This is a genomic window from Sedimentisphaera salicampi (assembly GCF_002117005.1).
GTDB classification, from domain to species: Bacteria; Planctomycetota; Phycisphaerae; order Sedimentisphaerales; family Sedimentisphaeraceae; genus Sedimentisphaera; species Sedimentisphaera salicampi.
This window is the reverse complement of the sequence record NZ_CP021023.1, coordinates 2,950,088-2,966,933: the sequence shown is the minus strand read 5'-3', so window position 1 is coordinate 2,966,933 and position 16,846 is coordinate 2,950,088. Positions and strand designations below refer to the sequence as shown.

Annotated in this window: 14 protein-coding genes; 2 read left to right on the top strand and 12 right to left on the bottom strand. The window is 47.1% G+C overall.

The annotated features are described in order from the left end of the window. Window positions 1–22: 22 nt before the first annotated feature. A complete protein-coding gene (locus STSP1_RS11450) occupies window positions 23–1,396 on the top strand; it encodes a glycoside hydrolase family 28 protein (protein ID WP_085756460.1) in 1,374 nt (457 codons plus the stop codon). Between the two features lie 15 nt (window positions 1,397–1,411). Then, window positions 1,412–4,180, top strand: a complete 2,769-nt coding sequence (locus STSP1_RS11445; RefSeq protein WP_085756459.1) for a glycosyl hydrolase — start codon at window positions 1,412–1,414, stop codon at window positions 4,178–4,180. 210 nt (window positions 4,181–4,390) lie between these two features. Here the strand turns inward: STSP1_RS11445 and STSP1_RS11440 are convergent, their stop codons facing one another. The 12 genes from STSP1_RS11440 to STSP1_RS11385 all read right to left on the bottom strand — a co-directional run bounded on the left by STSP1_RS11440 (window position 4,391) and on the right by STSP1_RS11385 (window position 16,845). Further along, window positions 4,391–5,806 carry a sulfatase gene (locus tag STSP1_RS11440; RefSeq protein ID WP_085756458.1) on the bottom strand — a complete coding sequence of 472 codons (1,416 nt, stop codon included), beginning with the start codon at window positions 5,804–5,806 and terminating at the stop codon, window positions 4,391–4,393. Between the two features lie 61 nt (window positions 5,807–5,867). After that, window positions 5,868–6,743 carry a decaprenyl-phosphate phosphoribosyltransferase gene (locus tag STSP1_RS11435; protein ID WP_085756457.1) on the bottom strand — a complete coding sequence of 292 codons (876 nt, stop codon included), beginning with the start codon at window positions 6,741–6,743 and terminating at the stop codon, window positions 5,868–5,870. 5 nt (window positions 6,744–6,748) lie between these two features. After that, complete coding sequence (locus STSP1_RS11430) at window positions 6,749–7,555, bottom strand: hypothetical protein (RefSeq protein ID WP_085756456.1); 807 nt, start codon at window positions 7,553–7,555, stop codon at window positions 6,749–6,751. 108 nt (window positions 7,556–7,663) lie between these two features. Continuing rightward, window positions 7,664–9,649: an excinuclease ABC subunit UvrB gene (gene uvrB / locus STSP1_RS11425; RefSeq protein ID WP_085756455.1), complete on the bottom strand. Its 1,986-nt coding sequence runs from the start codon at window positions 9,647–9,649 to the stop codon at window positions 7,664–7,666. A 22-nt stretch (window positions 9,650–9,671) separates the two neighbouring features. Then, entirely contained in the window at window positions 9,672–10,172 is a 501-nt protein-coding gene (locus STSP1_RS11420) for a hypothetical protein (protein WP_085756454.1), read from the bottom strand. 9 nt (window positions 10,173–10,181) lie between these two features. Further along, on the bottom strand, window positions 10,182–11,582 hold the full coding sequence (locus STSP1_RS11415; RefSeq protein WP_085756453.1) for a hypothetical protein: 1,401 nt from the start codon (window positions 11,580–11,582) through the stop codon (window positions 10,182–10,184). 30 nt (window positions 11,583–11,612) lie between these two features. Beyond that, window positions 11,613–12,983 carry a type II secretion system protein GspK gene (locus STSP1_RS11410; RefSeq protein WP_085756452.1) on the bottom strand — a complete coding sequence of 457 codons (1,371 nt, stop codon included), beginning with the start codon at window positions 12,981–12,983 and terminating at the stop codon, window positions 11,613–11,615. Beyond that, entirely contained in the window at window positions 12,980–13,822 is an 843-nt protein-coding gene (locus tag STSP1_RS11405; protein ID WP_085756451.1) for a prepilin-type N-terminal cleavage/methylation domain-containing protein, read from the bottom strand. The genes STSP1_RS11410 and STSP1_RS11405 overlap by 4 nt, the downstream gene beginning before the upstream one ends. Further along, window positions 13,819–14,490, bottom strand: a complete 672-nt coding sequence (locus tag STSP1_RS11400) for a type II secretion system protein (protein ID WP_085756450.1) — start codon at window positions 14,488–14,490, stop codon at window positions 13,819–13,821. The genes STSP1_RS11405 and STSP1_RS11400 overlap by 4 nt, the downstream gene beginning before the upstream one ends. Then, on the bottom strand, window positions 14,490–15,056 hold the full coding sequence (locus tag STSP1_RS11395) for a pilus assembly FimT family protein (protein WP_085756449.1): 567 nt from the start codon (window positions 15,054–15,056) through the stop codon (window positions 14,490–14,492). The genes STSP1_RS11400 and STSP1_RS11395 overlap by 1 nt, the downstream gene beginning before the upstream one ends. A 94-nt stretch (window positions 15,057–15,150) precedes the next feature. Continuing rightward, entirely contained in the window at window positions 15,151–15,585 is a 435-nt protein-coding gene (gspG, locus tag STSP1_RS11390; protein ID WP_085756448.1) for a type II secretion system major pseudopilin GspG, read from the bottom strand. A 45-nt stretch (window positions 15,586–15,630) separates the two neighbouring features. Further along, the gene (locus STSP1_RS11385) at window positions 15,631–16,845 is read right to left on the bottom strand and encodes a type II secretion system F family protein (protein ID WP_085756447.1); all 1,215 of its coding nucleotides are present in this window, start codon (window positions 16,843–16,845) and stop codon (window positions 15,631–15,633) included. Between the last annotated feature and the right edge of the window lies 1 nt (window position 16,846).

Below are 16,846 nucleotides of genomic sequence, written 5' to 3'. Positions count from 1 at the left end.
ATTAAAAAGGAGTTATGTTATTATGAAATTAAGAGAGCTAATTGTAATCTCAGCTTTGAGCGTAATGTGTTCTGAAGCATTCGCTGAGGAATTTAACGCAGCCTCATACGAAGCCGACCCGACAGGGGACAGCGTATGCACAGAGCAGATTCAGAAGACTATTGACGCCTGCGCCGAATCAGGCGGCGGGACAGTGGTGTTTGAGCCCGGGACATACCTTACAGGCTCGATCTTTCTAAAGGACAACGTCGATCTCAGGATCGACAAAGACGTGCTGATTAAAGGCGTGCAGGACGAATCGGAATATCCGGACGTCTACGCCCGCGTGGCAGGGATTGAGATGGACTGGCCTGCTGCTTTAATCAACGCCAACAATGTGAGCGGTATCCGCATCTACGGAGAAGGGACTGTTGACGGGTCGGGTTCGATTTGGTGGGATAAGTATTGGAATATGCGAAGGAAATATGAAGAGAAAGGGCTCAGATGGGTTGTTGATTACGACTGCAAACGCCCTCGTTTGATGCTCATAAACGAATCGTCAAACGTTTCATTGGAAGGCCTCACGCTCAAGGAGCCGGGCTTCTGGACGGTGCACATTTGCTACAGCAGTAATGTGATTGTGGAAAATCTCACAATCCGGGCTAATCTCCACAACAAAGTAGGACCGAGTTCTGACGGGATAGATATAGACTCTTCAAACAATATTCTCGTTCAAAACTGCGATATAGACTGTAATGATGATAATTTCTGCCTCAAGGCGGGCAGGGATTCAGACGGCCTGCGGGTGAACCGCCCCACCTATAACGTAGTGATACGAGACTGCATAGCCCGCAGAGGAGCAGGCCTTATCACCTGCGGGAGCGAGACATCCGGCGGGATCTATAATATCGAAGTTTACAATCTTAAAGCTTACGGAACTCACAACGGGATCCGCTTCAAATCTGCGCAGGGACGCGGGGGAACAGTTCGGGATTTGTATATACATGATATTCAAATGCAAAACGTAAAACACGCCATCAAACTCGACTACAACTGGAACCCTGCTTACAATACAGTGCCCGAAGAAGTGCGAAAAGAAATCGAACAGAAGGGTGAAAAACTGCCGGCTCATTGGGAGAAACTTATGAAAAAGGTACCTGAAAAACAAGGTACGCCGCACATCAAAAACATCAGAATTTCAAATGTTAACGGAATTGACTGCCAGCGGGCAATATCTATGAGAGGCAGCGAAAAAGCCCCTGCCAAAAAATTTATACTCGAAAACATCGACATCTCAGCCACAAAGGCGGGCAAGATAGTAAACGCTTCAGACTGGAAATTCAAAGATGTAGAAATCAAAGCAGACGATGAGTCTCAGATAGTCTTTGAGAAATGCGAATCAATGAGCGGTATGTAAACAGGAAGGGAAATTATGAAAATTATCAGTGCCGCTTTATTGTTATTATCTGCCTGCACCGTTTCGATCTTTGCAGAGGTCAGGCCGGCAGGGATATTCTGCGATCACAAAGCCAACCAGCGGGATAACACCGCCCAGCCCTGGGCGAGATGGTGGTGGCTGGGAAGCGCTGTTGATGAAGATAACATTTCAGATCTCTTGAAAGAGTACAGCGATTCAGGAATAGGCGGGGTTGAGATATGCCCTATTTACGGAGCGAAAGGCTGGGAAGATAAGTTCGTTGAATTCCTTTCTCCAAGATGGGTGGAACTGCTGGAATACACCCTGCAGAAGGGTGAGCAGTACGGCATAGAAGTTGACCTCACAACGGGCACAGGTTGGCCTTTCGGCGGTGAGATGGTAACAAAAGACACAGCCTCCAGCGGCGTGATTCTCAAAAGATATACTCCCAAAGACGGCAAGATCTCAGAAAAGCTTCCCAGCGAAGAGCTCATTTATATTTCAGCTGTTTCTGCAAAAGGGAAAAGGCTGGATATAAACGGCAATGCAGATAAGGGGTTTTTGGAATGGCAGACCCCTGAAGGCAGTTGGGAAGTGTATGCAGTTTTTATGAAGAGGCCTGTTCAGAGGGTAAAGCGTGCAGCACCTGGCGGCGAGGGATACGTGTTGGATCCTTATTCAACCGATGCAATCAAGGACTACCTGAAAGCATTCGACAAGGCCTTCAGCGAATTAGACACTTATCCAAATTCCTTTTTTCACGATTCATTTGAGTATTACGGGGCAGACTGGACAGAAGATTTCTTCGAAGAATTCACACGCCGCAGAGGATACGACCTACGTGAGCACATTGAGGCTTTATACGGCGAGGCCGGCAGCGACATCCAAAACAGGGTAAAATACGATTACCGCAAGACACTCTCAGAGCTGCATATAGAAGTTATAGAGGAATGGACGAGGTGGTGTAATTCAAAGGGCAGCCTTTCGAGGAATCAGGCTCACGGGGCTCCGGCAAATCTGATCGATCTTTATGCCGCTTCGGACATACCTGAAACTGAGATTTTCAGAGAAGTTGACTTCAAACAGTATCCTATGATTAAGCTCTGCTCCTCTGCCGCACATCTAAAGGGCGGGAATCTTGCTTCTTCAGAAACATTCACTTGGCTCAATGAGCATTTCCAAACAAGCCTGAACGACTTAAAGCCCGCTTCAGATTTTCTTTTTCTATCGGGCATAAATCATATTTTCTTCCATGGAATCCCCTACTCGCCCAAGGAAGCAAAATGGCCCGGGTGGCAGTTTTATGCATCTGTTAATCTCGGACCTCAAGGAGGGCTATGGCGCAATCTTCCCGCATACAACAGTTATGCCGCCCGCTGCCAAGCTGCGCTTCAGGAAGGCCGGCCGGACAGCGACATACTGCTTTATTTCCCCGTACACGATCTTTGGAATACCGGCGGGAAGGCATACAAAACTTTCGGAGTTCACAATCAGGATGAATGGCTGAGGCACTCATCCTTTTATCGCTTATCTATGAAGCTCTGGGAAAAGGGCTGGACTTATGATGCAGTGTCAGACAGGTTCTTACAGAAGGCCGCCTGCGAAAACGGGAAAATAATAATAAACAGCAGACAATACGACGCTGTAATCATCCCGGAATGTTTATATATAAATCTCTCAACTATGCAAAAGCTCTTTGAGCTCGCGGAGCAAGGGGCAGAAGTGATGTTTCAAAAGCATCTGCCTCCGAGAGTCCCCGGGCTGGCGGATAAAGATAAACGTGAGGCTGAGCTTAGAAAAATCCTCAAGGAGGCAATCCCAAGCCTCAAACCTTATTCCTATCTTCCGCCGGCAAATCTTCCGCCGGCAAATCTTCCGCCGGCAAATATGGTTCATAAAACGGGCAAAGGCGAAATTCGAGCGGCCATTATCGATAGCCTGCTGAGTGAATCAAATCTCACAAGAGAATCTTTTGCCGATAAGGGGATTAGATTTGTAAGACGCTCGCGGGATGAGGGCTTCAATTATTTTTTAGTGAATCTAAGCGATAATAATATAGATGGCTGGATTGAATTATCCAAGCAGGCCGAATCCGTCCTTTTGATTGATCCGCTTTATGAAGAAAAGTTCGGCAGAGCTGCAATCAAGAAAGCAAACGGCAAAACAAATGTTTATATTCAGATAAGGCCTGACCAATCGATAATTTTGAAAACTTTCAACAGTCAAAAATGCGGGGCGGGACAATGGGAATATTGCGAGAAAACCTGCAAACCCTTTGAGATTGAAGGCAGATGGGATGTTGAGTTTGTAAGCGGAGGGCCTGTGCTGCCGGAAGGAGAAAAGATTAAAGCTTTAATGTCCTGGACGAATTTCAAAGATAAACAATGCAGACGATTCCACGGAACAGCAAGATACTCGATCAGATTCGACAAGCCCGATATTCAAGCGGATAAATGGAAGCTGGGGCTTGGCGAAGTTTGCAGCAGCGCAAGGATTTATCTCAACGGCAAGCTGCTCGGCGTGGTTTGGGCGAAGCCTTTCGTGATTGATGTAAATGAGCTCAAATCAGAAGATAATTTACTGCAAGTGGAGGTTACAAATCTCCCGGCCAACAGGATCAGGGATCTTGACAAGAGGGATGTTGATTGGAAATACTTCTACAATATTAACGTTGTTGATATAGATTACGAGCCATTTGATGCCTCAGACTGGCCGATTAAAAAATCAGGACTCCTCGGCCATGTTGTTCTAACTCCGCAGAAAATAATTGATATAACCAGATAAGCCGACAGCGAATAGCGGCAGAGAGCAAGCTGCCCGCTAAGGGAGCGACACATTAAGAGCCGGTGTGAAGCGGAATATCTTCTCACTACTAATGCTTAGCGGATTCGCCCCTGCGGATTCCGCTGTAATGCGGGAAATCTTTTTTTGCTTGGAGCAGAGGCGAACGCACAGGTTCGCCCCTGCAATAATCTTTTACTTCACTGAAAAAACCTACGGATATTTTCTTTCTTTTTCTCTGGTGTCAACTTCCATACGATGTTTGAGGATTTGATTGCGTTCCCATTTCTTGCCTTCACGCCATTTGGGCTCTTGCAGCTGTTTTTCCCAGTTTTTGTATTCCTTCAGCAGCTCCTTGACCTTTTCAGGGTGTTTTTTGGCAAGGTTTTTAGTCTCAGATTCGTCTTCAGCGAGATTGAAAAGCAGAAGAGGATTATCGCCTGCTTTAATAAGCTTCCAGTCGCCTTTTCTCACAGCACCTGCAACCGCCCTTCTCCAGAAAAGAGTCTCATGCGGCCTGTTTTTGTTTTTGCCCTGCAAATATGGAAGCAGATTAACGCCGTCGAGGGGCTTGCCTGAATTGATTTGTTTCTTATCCGCTCCTGCGGCTGCCAGAGATGTGGGCATTATATCAAGCGTGCTTACAGGGTAGTTATAGTCTTTGCCGGCAGGTATCTCGCCTGGCCATTTCACGATAAACGGCACTCTTATACCGCCCTCCCACTTCGAGCCTTTCATTCCGCGCAGCTTTCCGTTTCGCGATCCGTTGTTGGTTGCCCCTCCGTTATCGTTTACGAAAAACAGCAGGGTGTTATCATCAAGGCCGAGCTTATTTAGCTTATCCTGAAGCCTGCCTACGTTGGTGTCGAGAGACTCTGTCATGGCGTTGTGGATTCTTCTGCGTTTCGGGTCTATCTTACGGTATTTGTCTATGAGGTGGTCTGGGGCTTCCATGGGCGTATGAACTGCATTGTAGCAGAGGTAAATGAAGAACGGCTGGTCTTTATTTTTCTCTATGAATTTCATCGAAGCATCGGTGAGGTCTCTTGTCATGTAGCGGATTTTCTCTTCATCGATTTTTTCATCGCATGTTCTAAGGGCGTGGGTTTCGTCAACGTCTTTGTTTGTGAAGTAGTGCCGGGCGCCTGAGAGAAAGCCGTAGAACTCATCAAAGCCCCTATTGCAAGGATGGAACTGCTCCTGATAGCCAAGATGCCATTTACCCACAGCGAGTGTTTTGTAGCCCTGAGACTGCATACGCGCGCCGATTGTTTTCTCTGCGGGGTCGAGCCCCATATCATCCATCGAATACCCTTCTACGGGCGCATTAGGCCCGTTGCATTCGTGGCCGAAGCGCTGCTGATACCTGCCCGTTATCAGTCCGGCGCGGGAAGGGGCGCATACGGAAGCGGTAACGTAGCCCTGCCTGCAGGTTGTCCCCTGGCGGGAGAGGGAGTCGAGATTGGGTGTTGGGGTGTCTTGGCAGCCGGTAAAGCCGAAATCTGCGTATCCGGCATCATCGGACAAGACAACAATTACGTTTGGTTTTCTCTTAGAAGCCGCCGCAAAACCTGCCGGTGCAAACGCAGCGAACCCCATCATTTTAAGAGCCTGTCTTCTTGAGAGCATACATAAGCCTTTCAACAAAAATATTCTTATAAATTGTTATGTTTTAGGATGGCTTATTTTTTCAGAAATTGCAAAGAAAAATTGCAAGGACGCACCAAATTGCCACAGAAACTGTAAATGGTACATCCTTGAGCACAATATCTACAGGCCCTTCATACTCGCCTCGCATGGATACAAGTGCAAATCTGAATGTTCCGTAAACGATTAACGGAAATGTGTAAACCAGCTTCTCAGAGCCGATTCTCGCAATCGTTTCCGGGCTTGTTGACCATGCCAGAAACGCCATAAGAGCGAGAGAGCCGCTGAGAGTGATAAGGTGGGTAAGCAGGTTTGGGGTGTAATGCTGCATTGTGCTTCTGTGGTTATTTCTCTTTTCGCTGTCTTCAATTGCCACCATCTCGCTGTATCTTTTGCAGAAGCCCATAAACAGGCAAAGGGTAAACATACATACAAAAAGCCAAGGGCTAATCGCCACGCTTATAGCCTCAGCACCAGCGCTCGCCCTGAGCACGAAACCCAATGCTATAATAATTACATCCAGCAGAACAATGCTTTTCAGTTTTGCGCTGTATAGAAGCTGCATAAAGAAATATCCTGCTGAGAAAATCAGAAATGACATTCCCAGCAAAATGCTCAAGGCCAAACCGGAAACAGCGAGTATCCCGCCGGCAAGCAGGCCGGCTTTGGGGGTAATCTGGCCGCTTGCTACAGGCCTGAGCCGCTTTTTGGGATGATGGCGGTCTTCCTCAGCATCAAACACATCATTTATCGAATAAACCGCAGAAGAAAGCATACAGAAAAGAACAAAGCCTGCGGCCGCAGAAACTATTGCTCCAGCATCAAAAACCCTGCCCGCAAATATTACCGGCAGAATAACAGCACCGTTTTTCACCCAGTGGGCAGGTCTTAGAAGGCGGACTAATGCAGGCAGCTTCATTAAACTTATTTACCTCTAATGCCTTTTTCCGCAGCGTCTTCGTTCATCCTTCTAACCTTCTCCCGCAGGTCATCGAGCTGTTCAGGACTCGCCCCTGGTGGCAGCCCGCCCATTTCTTTAAGAGGGTCTTCAGCTTGCGGAACAAACTGCTCTGTATTCTGCTGGCTCTGTGTCTGCGGTTTTTCAAGCGGAGCCTGCGATGAGGAAGAAGAAACCTGTTTCTCAGCAGGGGCCACAGATTCCAGGATATTCTTGATTGAGGATTTATGTTCCTTAATTTCAAGCTCAGAAACAGAGCCATTATTGTCCAGATAAATAGAGTCCTCGTTGATCTTGCGAATCCTCAAATGGCCGACTGTCTGTCCCTGATAAACCCATTTCTTACCTTCTCCCGGGAGGTCAACAAAGGCCATCGAAAGCTCCGGACGGTCTTCATTAACGCACGTTCCCTCAAGCGTAAAACGCACCTTTATCGGCGAAGGGGGCTTAGGCTCCTGCTGTTTTTTCGGCTGGGGATCGGGAGTATTGTTCTTCGGCCTCGGATTTGTATTCGAGCGGCTGATGTTTCTGTTGGGCTGAGGTTCTTCAGGCTCTTTTGTGTACTGCCTTGCCGCCTTAACCAGAGCAGATTCAGAATTTTGATCTGAATTAGAGGTATCCGCTTTCGCCTTGAACTCTTCAGCTACAGAGGCGTTTGCAAGAAATTCCTGCACTTTCTCGCTCTCAGGTGCGGGCTTTTTGATAAGCATCACAGCCATCACCACCGAACTTATCAGAACGAGAAAAGAAAATATTTGAAATAATCTAAGCATAATTCTACCCGGTATATACCAGTCCCATTTTTCTCTGTATATTACAATGATATTCGACAGTTAAGTCAATATTTTGTTTCGAACAAAACACTTGCTCCATCGATTCTTCTATTTCTTCTTTTCTATCTTGGGCATTGATTCAAATTGTTTAATTTTATCCCGCAGCTTGGCGGCCTTCTCGAAATCCAGCTCTTCTGCCGCTTTCATCATTTCTTTTTCCAGCATAGCCACCATCTCGGTCTTATCATACTCTTTTTCGTCCATAGAAACAGCCTGTCTTGCGGTTTTTCTCGCCTTCAGTGAATCTGAGAGGGCTGATCTGATGGCTTTTTTGATTGTCTCAGGTGTGATGTTGTGCTTTTTGTTGTACTCCATCTGAATCTTGCGTCTTCTCTCGGTTTCATCCATAGCACGTTTCATAGACGGGGTAACCTTATCGCCATAGAGTATAACCCTTGAATCAACATTTCTTGCCGCTCTGCCTATTGTCTGGATAAGGGATGTTTCGCTCCTGAGGAAGCCTTCTTTATCTGCATCCAGAATTGCCACCATTGCAACCTCCGGAAGATCCAGCCCTTCTCTAAGCAGGTTAATGCCTATCAGCACATCAAACTCGCCTTTCCTTAGATCACGCAGGATATCAACACGTTCTATCGCATCAATTTCGCTGTGCAGATAGCGGCATTTAATTTTTTCCTTCTGGAAGAAATCTGTTAGGTCTTCAGCGAGCCTCTTTGTCAGCACTGTAACCAGAACTCTCTGCCCCGCTTCCACTCTTTCATAAATCTCAGACTTAACATCACTAACCTGATTGCTTGCAGGACGCACCTCTACCTTCGGGTCGAGAAGGCCTGTGGGACGTATAATCTGTTCTACAATTTCCCCGCCGGTGAGGTTGAGCTCATAATCGCCCGGCGTTGCGGAAACGTAAACGGTTCTGCCAGGACGCTGCTCAAATTCATCAAAGCGAAGAGGCCTGTTGTCCATTGCGCTTGGAAGGCGGAAGCCATGGTCAACGAGGACCTGCTTTCTGTTTCTGTCGCCTGCATACATAGCACGTACCTGAGGGAGGGTAACGTGGGATTCATCGATAAACATAATGAAATCTTTGGGGAAATAATCGAGAAGTGTGTAGGGCTTGGCTCCTGGCTCAAGGCCGGCAAGATGTCTTGCATAATTCTCTATCCCGCTGCAGAAACCAACTTCTGCAATCATTTCCATATCGTACTTCGTACGTGCTTCAAGTCTCTGGGCTTCAAGGAGTTTGCCTTCTTCTCGGAATTCTGCGAGCCTCTGATCAAGCTCCTGCTGGATAGACTCAAGGGCATTCTGCACTCTGTCCTGTGCCATTATGTAATGCGCTGCCGGATAGATAAAAACCTGCTGTTCTTCCGCTAGGGCTTCGCCTGAAACGGGGTTTATGTATTTTATGCTCTCAATCTCATCGCCGAAAAACTCCACTCGAACAGCGTATGACTCGTAGGAAGGCCAAACCTCAACAACATCTCCCCGAACCCTGTAAGTGCCTCGGGTGAAATCAATATCGTTTCGTTCATAGAGTACATCGGCGAACCGTCCAAGCAAATCATCGCGTTCGATAATATCGCCCTTAATCACAGGCACCACGTTCTTTTTGTATTCCTCCGGCGAGCCTAAGCCGTATATGCACGAAACGCTGGATACCACAATCACATCGTCTCGGGTTAGAAGGCTCGTTGTAGCAGCAAGGCGTAGTCGGTCGAGATCGTCGTTTCTGCTTGCATCCTTTTCGATATATATATCCCGCTGGGGGATATACGCCTCAGGCTGGTAGTAGTCGTAGTAGCTAACGAAATACTCAACTGCATTATCAGGAAACAGCTCCTTCATTTCTTCATATAGCTGTGCTGCGAGGGTTTTGTTGTGCGAGATAATAAGCGCAGGCTTCCTCACTGTTTCAATCACGTTTGCCATCGTGAAGGTTTTGCCCGTTCCCGTAGCGCCAAGAAGCACCTGATGACGCCGGCCGGAGCTTATCCCTTCGACAAGCTTTTTGATTGCCTCGGGCTGGTCTCCTGAAGGGTTATATTGGCTTTTTAAGTTGAACTGATCCATATTATCTTTACAGGCTCAAAAACTATTTGACAGTGTAGGTGAAGCGAAGAGTAGCCTTCCAGTCGTCCTCGGCATCATTAGAACGCAAATCCAGAGTGTCTATCTCGAGCCCTGGCCATGTTTCGAGAAACTCATTGATAAATGAAGTGAGACTCATCATATCAACTGTCTTTATCACCATAGTTGCTCCCTGCGTCTGCCGGTTGCTGCGTTTTATAACTGCCTCAGTTCGGATATCGTAATCAGAAGGTCCTATTCCATGGGTTCTTGCGAGCTTATCGACAACCGTTGTGTACTGGAACTTGCCCACCTCTTTGCGCGCCTCTGAAAATTTCAGGCGTGCAGGATCAAGATCGTAAATCTTTTCGCAGTTTGCAAGCACCTTGCTGCCTGTTTTTATGCTGTTGTTAAGGGACATTTCATTTTTCGGCACAAGAAAAAACTGCGCAGCAGCATACCATACAGCTACAGCTGCGAGAATACCAAAAGAAATAAAATGTATTTTAATCTTTCTGTCTTCCATATCATCCCATCACTTTCTCGTATTCAGGCTAACAGTAAAGCTGTCTTCGGAACCCACCTGCTTTAATGATTCCTGAGAACGCTGCAGGTTTTCATGACTGTCGATTTTCTTCAGGAAATTCTGCGTATCTCTTCTGCTGGAGGTGCTTCCGTCGAGGCGGAGAGCCCTGCTTGTTATGCTTACAGAATCAAGCTTCACAGATTCCTTATTCGGCATTGAGTTGAGAATCTCAAGGGCAAACTGGAGCCTCGTTGGCACGGATTCCACATCTGCTGTCTCTCCAGCCTTTATCCGCCTGAGACGGTTTATCTCGCTTTCCATGCTGAGTTCGGCCTTGCCCAGATTATCCATATCCCTGCCTTTCATTGCAACAGAATACTCCTCTGCCACCTTTTCATAAACCTGATTTTCCCACTGGGATAGATGGTTCGCGTGGAGAGTTGCCTTCCACGCGAAAACTGCAACAATTACAGCCGCTGCAAGATACAAAGCACTCAGCGATGTTCTGATGATTCTTTTTCTGCCCTGATACGGCATAAAATCGATTCTTAAATCGCTCTGAGCATCCTCCCTGGACATCATTGATGCGCCCATTAGAACATACTCAAATCCGCTGAGGTGCTCATCCGGGGCTTCAATCTTTTCCGCATCTATCCCCGAAATAGACTGAATCGAATATGGATTTATATTGCTGCCGGCTATGCAGATTTTCTCCACAGGCTCTGCGGGGCTGCAAGCGGCGATTGTTGCAGCTATCCTTCTTGCGATGTCGGAATCTGAGCGGGACGAGCCTGTCTTGAAAGAACGGATGTATTCAATGCCCCTTGAAGCGCTTATTATACCGATATATCCGTAGCTCTCGCTTCTTCCTGCCAGCAGCACTGAGCCCTGCTTTGGGGTTTCAATCTGTCCTGCCGCTGCCCTTAGGAAACAAATAGAATCTGGCTGAATAACTTCAGGGTCGATTTTATTTTTCTGTAAATCTTTCAGAAGCGATATCAGCTCCGCTTTCTTGGAGGTAAAAACTGTGCAGTTTGTTCCGCCGGTGGGTGCCTCACCGTGAGTGATAAACGAAGCGGTGAGAGTGGAAACATCCACGCCTACTTCGTCTTCTACGTCATATTTTATTGTCCTGGCAATTCGGCGGCGGTCGGTGAATCCGCTTGTAACATAATGCTGCACAAATTTTCCGCTTCCAAGCGCAAGACCTACATAATCATAGCTTATCTCCAGCTCTGATATCTTTTCTGCAAGAAGCCTTCCGAGGCTTTTGGAGGAATCTTCCTCCTGACCAGCCAAAGAAACGCTGAAGCTCTGCAAAAGCTTTTTCTGCCCGGCTTTGGCAGAGAACAAGCCTGCGTAGGCTGTTTCGCCGGATATGAATATTCCTAAATGTTTTCCGTGTTCCAATTTTCAGCTCCAAATAAAAATAGCAGCTTATTATTCATAAACTGTTGCAATCTTAACATATCTTTTTTTATCCCTCATAAAGGCAGTTGTAGAGCGGGCTGAGGCATTGCCCGAAACAGCCTCAATATGGACAGACCAGCATATACTTCTGCACAGAACTCTGTCTTCAACTTTATCAAGCGAATCGGCATAGCTGTAGAGCCGATCTCTTAAGTCGTCAAAGCTCCTGAAAGGCTCCTGATACCTCTCCGCTATCACGGCATCGGCCAAATCTACCTCATCGCCGCCATAAACAAAGAGGGCCTCAAGCACCTGCCTTGGGGCAGTGTTTACATTCACTCTTTTAGTGCCCCAGAGGCCGAGGTATTTTGCAATATTTTCGTTTCTGTATTCGTCGGAGATGTAATTTTGTTTGAGCCTCTGGATATCCAGATGACCCTTGAGAACATACATAAAATCCATATACAGGGAATTCTGTCCCCTTGGAACCCTTCGCGTGCGATATCTTGTTTTAAACACGGATTTCCGCTTCCCGTCTTTATCACGCACTACCGAACGGGTCTTGAATTTTTCCTTTTTCGTAACGTATCCCGGGTCCATATCAATCTGGAAGGGCTTAACCTCCCGCGCCTGTTCGAGAGACTCAAAAAAACTTTTCCTCGTTTGCTCGTCCATACCCATCCATTCGGTGAAGATCTGTGTGGAAGCTTCTGTTTCCCTTGTATTGCCCTTTTTGTTGCTCAAAGCCCATACAACCGGATATTTTGCGTTTTCATCTTCAATGGTAATCTTAATCTCTGCCTCGGAAAGCTCCATCTCTACGGGCTCAATAATATTAGGCCATTTCGGGCCGTAAGGCCCTGGGACAGAAAGCTTTGACGGGTCAACAGCAGAAGCGAGAGTCCTTGCCTTGGCTGCGTTGGTTGAAAGCGAAGAATCTCCGCTGCTCTCGGCAAACTCCCCTGAACTGCCCTTGCCTTCGTTTATCAGCTCATCAATCAAGAGCTCTGTTTCTCCGCGGGCGGTTTCAATTTCGAATTCGCCTGTCTGAACGTAATGCTCATAGCGTTCTGATTTTCGCTGAGCGAGCGATTCGGCGAATTGAGAAAGCATAAACTGATACTGCTCAGTATCCTGCATAAACAAATCAGAAAAATCGGGGAGGTATCTTCTGCTTTTGAGATCCAAATCAACGCTGTTGTTGAACCGGTTCTCGGCGTATCTGGTTGCAGAATCGCAGGCATAGTTTGCCTTCATATAGTTTACAATGTAGTTGTGGCGCCTTTCACGCGAAAGAAGCTTGGATACAGTAACATAGCTCATCGAAACAAGAACGGCCATTGCCATCATTGTAATGATAAGCGCTGCTGCTTTTCTGTTTCCTGAGCCGCGTCTTTTCATTCGCCCCTCTCTAATGCTTCAGATTCACCACCTGCACTGTCAGATCCGGAAGCAGGGATTTCCGGATTGTCTTCTCTGCCCGCTTTTTCCTGAGCCTCAGGGTCCTGCTCGCTTTCAGATTCTTCTTCATCTTCTTCGAGAAGCTCCTCATACTCCGCTTCCAGATCTTTCTCCACAAACTTGAAGTCGTAGTTTCTGGATCTGCTCACAGATACTGTTCTGTATGAGCGGTCTTCCTCTGGCACAACCACCTCGCCTGTTATAAGCTCCACGGGCGGAGCGAAGGATATGCCAATAAACATAGCGCCCGGCATATTATCATCTTTCCACTCATCAAGCAGGTTGTCATTATCGTAGGCCTGAATGCTGAAGTATGTGGCGCCGGTAGTTACGGGCACGTATATTTCTCTTTCCGGGTTCTGCTGCTGTTCAGTGCTTACGACGCTGTCTTCAAGCTTCATCCCGCTTCTGCTTCTGTAGATAACGAATGTGCCGAGCATAACATCAAAATCACTCTGCCAAACTACCTTTTTGAAAACATCCTTCTGATTAGAACTGGTGTTGAAATAGTTGATCATTTCGAATCTGTAGAGCAATCCTTCCGGCGTATTTTTTGATTCAAGCTTGAACGTTACATTCTCCCCTTCAGCGGCAAATTCGTTTATATCCTCTGCAATTTTCTGCAAAACTTCCTGCGACCTTGTGCTTTCGTCCAGCTCTGTGTTAATCGTTTTCAGCGTATTCTGAGAGGCATACAAAAGCGTTACCATCGTGATTAGAATAATTGAGGTAACAGCGAGAGCTGCAAGAAGTTCAAGAAGAGTAAGGCCTTTTCTCATTCCTGCCCTCCGAACATATTCATTACTTCATCCTTGAGATTCTCAAAATCGCTTTGAGGCTGTCGCTGCCCAGATTCTGAGTCCTGCTGGGAGCTGGGGGAGTCTGAGTCTTCGTCGCTGTCGTTTCGAGCATCTCGGTCTTCACCTTGAGCTTGAGATTCTTCCTGCGAGCTCTGTCCATCTTTCTGCTCATCTGAATACTCGGAATCGTCTTCTGCAAGCTGATCGAGATACTCCTGCTCTAACTGGCGCTGCTCTTCAAGCTGCTGAGACTCTCTCATACTCAGCTTTGCAAGCCAGTTTTCCAGCTCCACACTGTCAAGCTCATTATCGCTGTTGTAGAATTCGACCATAGAAAAAGCCTTAATCCACTGCTGATCTGTTTCGGGAAAGGTTTTCACCTCATAGCCCATCTCCCAGCTGAGATTCGGATTGTATTCATCCACCCCGCTTTCGACATACTCGCGCACATCCTTCTCTGCAAGGAGATATTCCATATTCTCTCTTGCGAGCTTCACAGCCTCCTGCTCTAGACGCATATCTGTCATTGAATCGATGCAGTTTGAGATAGTAACCATAACCCCCGTGGTTACGATTCCCATTACAAACAATGCTGCCATAGATTCAAGGAGCGTAAAGGCTTTTCTGTTTTGGCTCAAAGTTTTCATCAAAAGCTCAAATCATACGCCGGCTCTAAAAGCTGAACGTCTCCCTCGAGAAGCTCAGGATTGTTTCCGAGCCTGTTTACTACAATAGAATGAAGATTCCCTTCAATATCGGAAAGAACTACCTTCCCGCCGTAGTCCCAGCCCCCTTTGCCAACAAGGAACAGGGCCTTGCCCTGCTCAGAGGTGCTGTCTATGTATTCGCCGTCGTCGAACTGAACATACAGAAGCTCGCAGTAATCATTGAAGCTGCGTGATTCAAGTATGTCCTCTTCTCTAAGGGTTTCGAAGCCCTTGCTGTAGGGCTGGTCTGTATTTATTTCGTAAAGAACGTATTCAAAATTGATAAAATCAAACATCACGCCGTAGCGGCGGTCTGACTGAGAAGCAGCGATTGATGCTTCCCTGAAAGTTTCAAGTATGTGATACGCCTGTCTCTGAAATCTTGCGCTTGTTGAAAGTGTGTTTGAGGCGTATATAACAATCCCCGTTATGAGCCCCACTACCACAAGGCACATCATCATTTCAACAAGAGAAAAACCAAGAATGTTTTTCGGGGATCCTTTCATAATCTCACCATTCACCGGCTGCCCGAAAAACGTTTCCCGCAGATATTACCTGCCGGCATTGTGATTTCGGGAAGCAGGCGTTATCTGCCCTAATTCAGTTTGCATCTGTGGAATAAAGGTCTGCATCGTAGCCCTCTCCGCCGGCCTCGCCGTCGGCTCCAAAGCTGATAATCACAAACGGCTTGCCGCTCTCGGGGTATTCCTGATAGAAGAATTCATTCCCCCATGCATCGGTAGGCAGGTCAGTGGTCTGGAGGTATCCGCTGGGATTCCAGCCCTGCACATCTGCAGGCTCTTCCACGAGCACGCTCAGGCCTTCATCTGCAGAAGGATATCTTCCAGTATCAAGCTTGAACTGCGAAACAGCATTATGAAGCATCTTTAGATTGGCTTTGGTCTGCTTAACTCTCGCCTTGTCTGTCTGGGCGAGGAAGTTCTGAGCAACAATCGCTGTAAGCAGGCCGATGATAATCAGAGCCGCCATAACCTCAACAAGCGAGAAGCCTTTATTCATCTTACGTTTTTTCATTTTATATACTCCTTTTTTGTTAATTTTAATACAAATCAAACTGCCTCAGATCTGCCCAGTTGTAAACCGGACAATCGGTAAAATCATCGCAAGGGCAAGTGTAGCAATGCCGGCAGCTATAAAAATAATAATCACCGGCTCTATTATTGCATTCAGTCTTTCAATAAATGTGTCTGTAGAGGCCTCAAGCTTCTGCCCCACATTCTGGAGCATCAGTTCCAGCTCACCGCTTTTCTCGCCTACCTCCACCATATGGGCGGTAGTTCTGTCGAGTATTCCGCTGTCTTTCAGCGGAGCGGCAATGCTTGAGCCCGTCATAATTCTGTCTCTTGATTCGCCAATGGCCTTCACCATCACCATATTTCTTGTAACATCTGAGACCACCTTGAGCGATTCTGCCACAGGCAGCCCGGAACGAAGCAGCTCCGAGAGGGTCATTGCAAAGCGGGCTGCAATGCTCTCACGCATCAGTTTTCCCGTAACAGGCATATTGACAACGAGCCTGTCGAAAAGCAGCTTCCCCCTGCTTGTTCTCAAAATATACTTGAACAAAAGCCCAATAAGCACCAGCACCACCACAATAGCAAGAACAGCTTTGAGATTAGTGATCACCTCACTGACAGCAATCACCCCTTTGGTAACAGCGGGCAGCTCCTGATTCATTTTCTGGAGCTGAGTGGCCATTTTTGGAATAACAAAGCTTGTGAAGAAGATCATCAGCCCTATGCCGAATGTGATCAGTATTGCAGGGTATATCATAGCCGTAGCAAGGCGGGACTGCATCTTCTGGCGCTTTTCCATAAAATTTGCAACCGAAGCAAGATTTTCCGCAAAACGGCCAGTATATTCACCCACCCTCGCCATATTAACATAAATCACATCAAAATACTGCGGATAATCTTTAACCGCCTCTGCAAAAGATTCTCCGCTCACCACACGCTCTCTTATATCGGAAAGTGCGTTCTTGAAGCCCGAATGAGACTGCTGCTCGGAGAGAACCCCTATCCCGTCTGTTAGCTTGATGCCGGATTTCAGCAGAAGGGAAAGCTCCTTAGAGAATTCTCCTACAAGCTTGGAAGGGTTTGTGGGCTTGAGGCTGAATCCCTCGCTGCCGCCCTCGCCTCTAACTTCCTCCACCTTGAGCGGATGAAGACCGCGGTTTCTAAGCTGCTTGCGGGCATCATAGGAATTCTCCGCAGAAACTGTTCCTTTCTGTTTCTTGCTGTTCTGGTTGTATGCAGTATAACTGTAGCGAGGCATA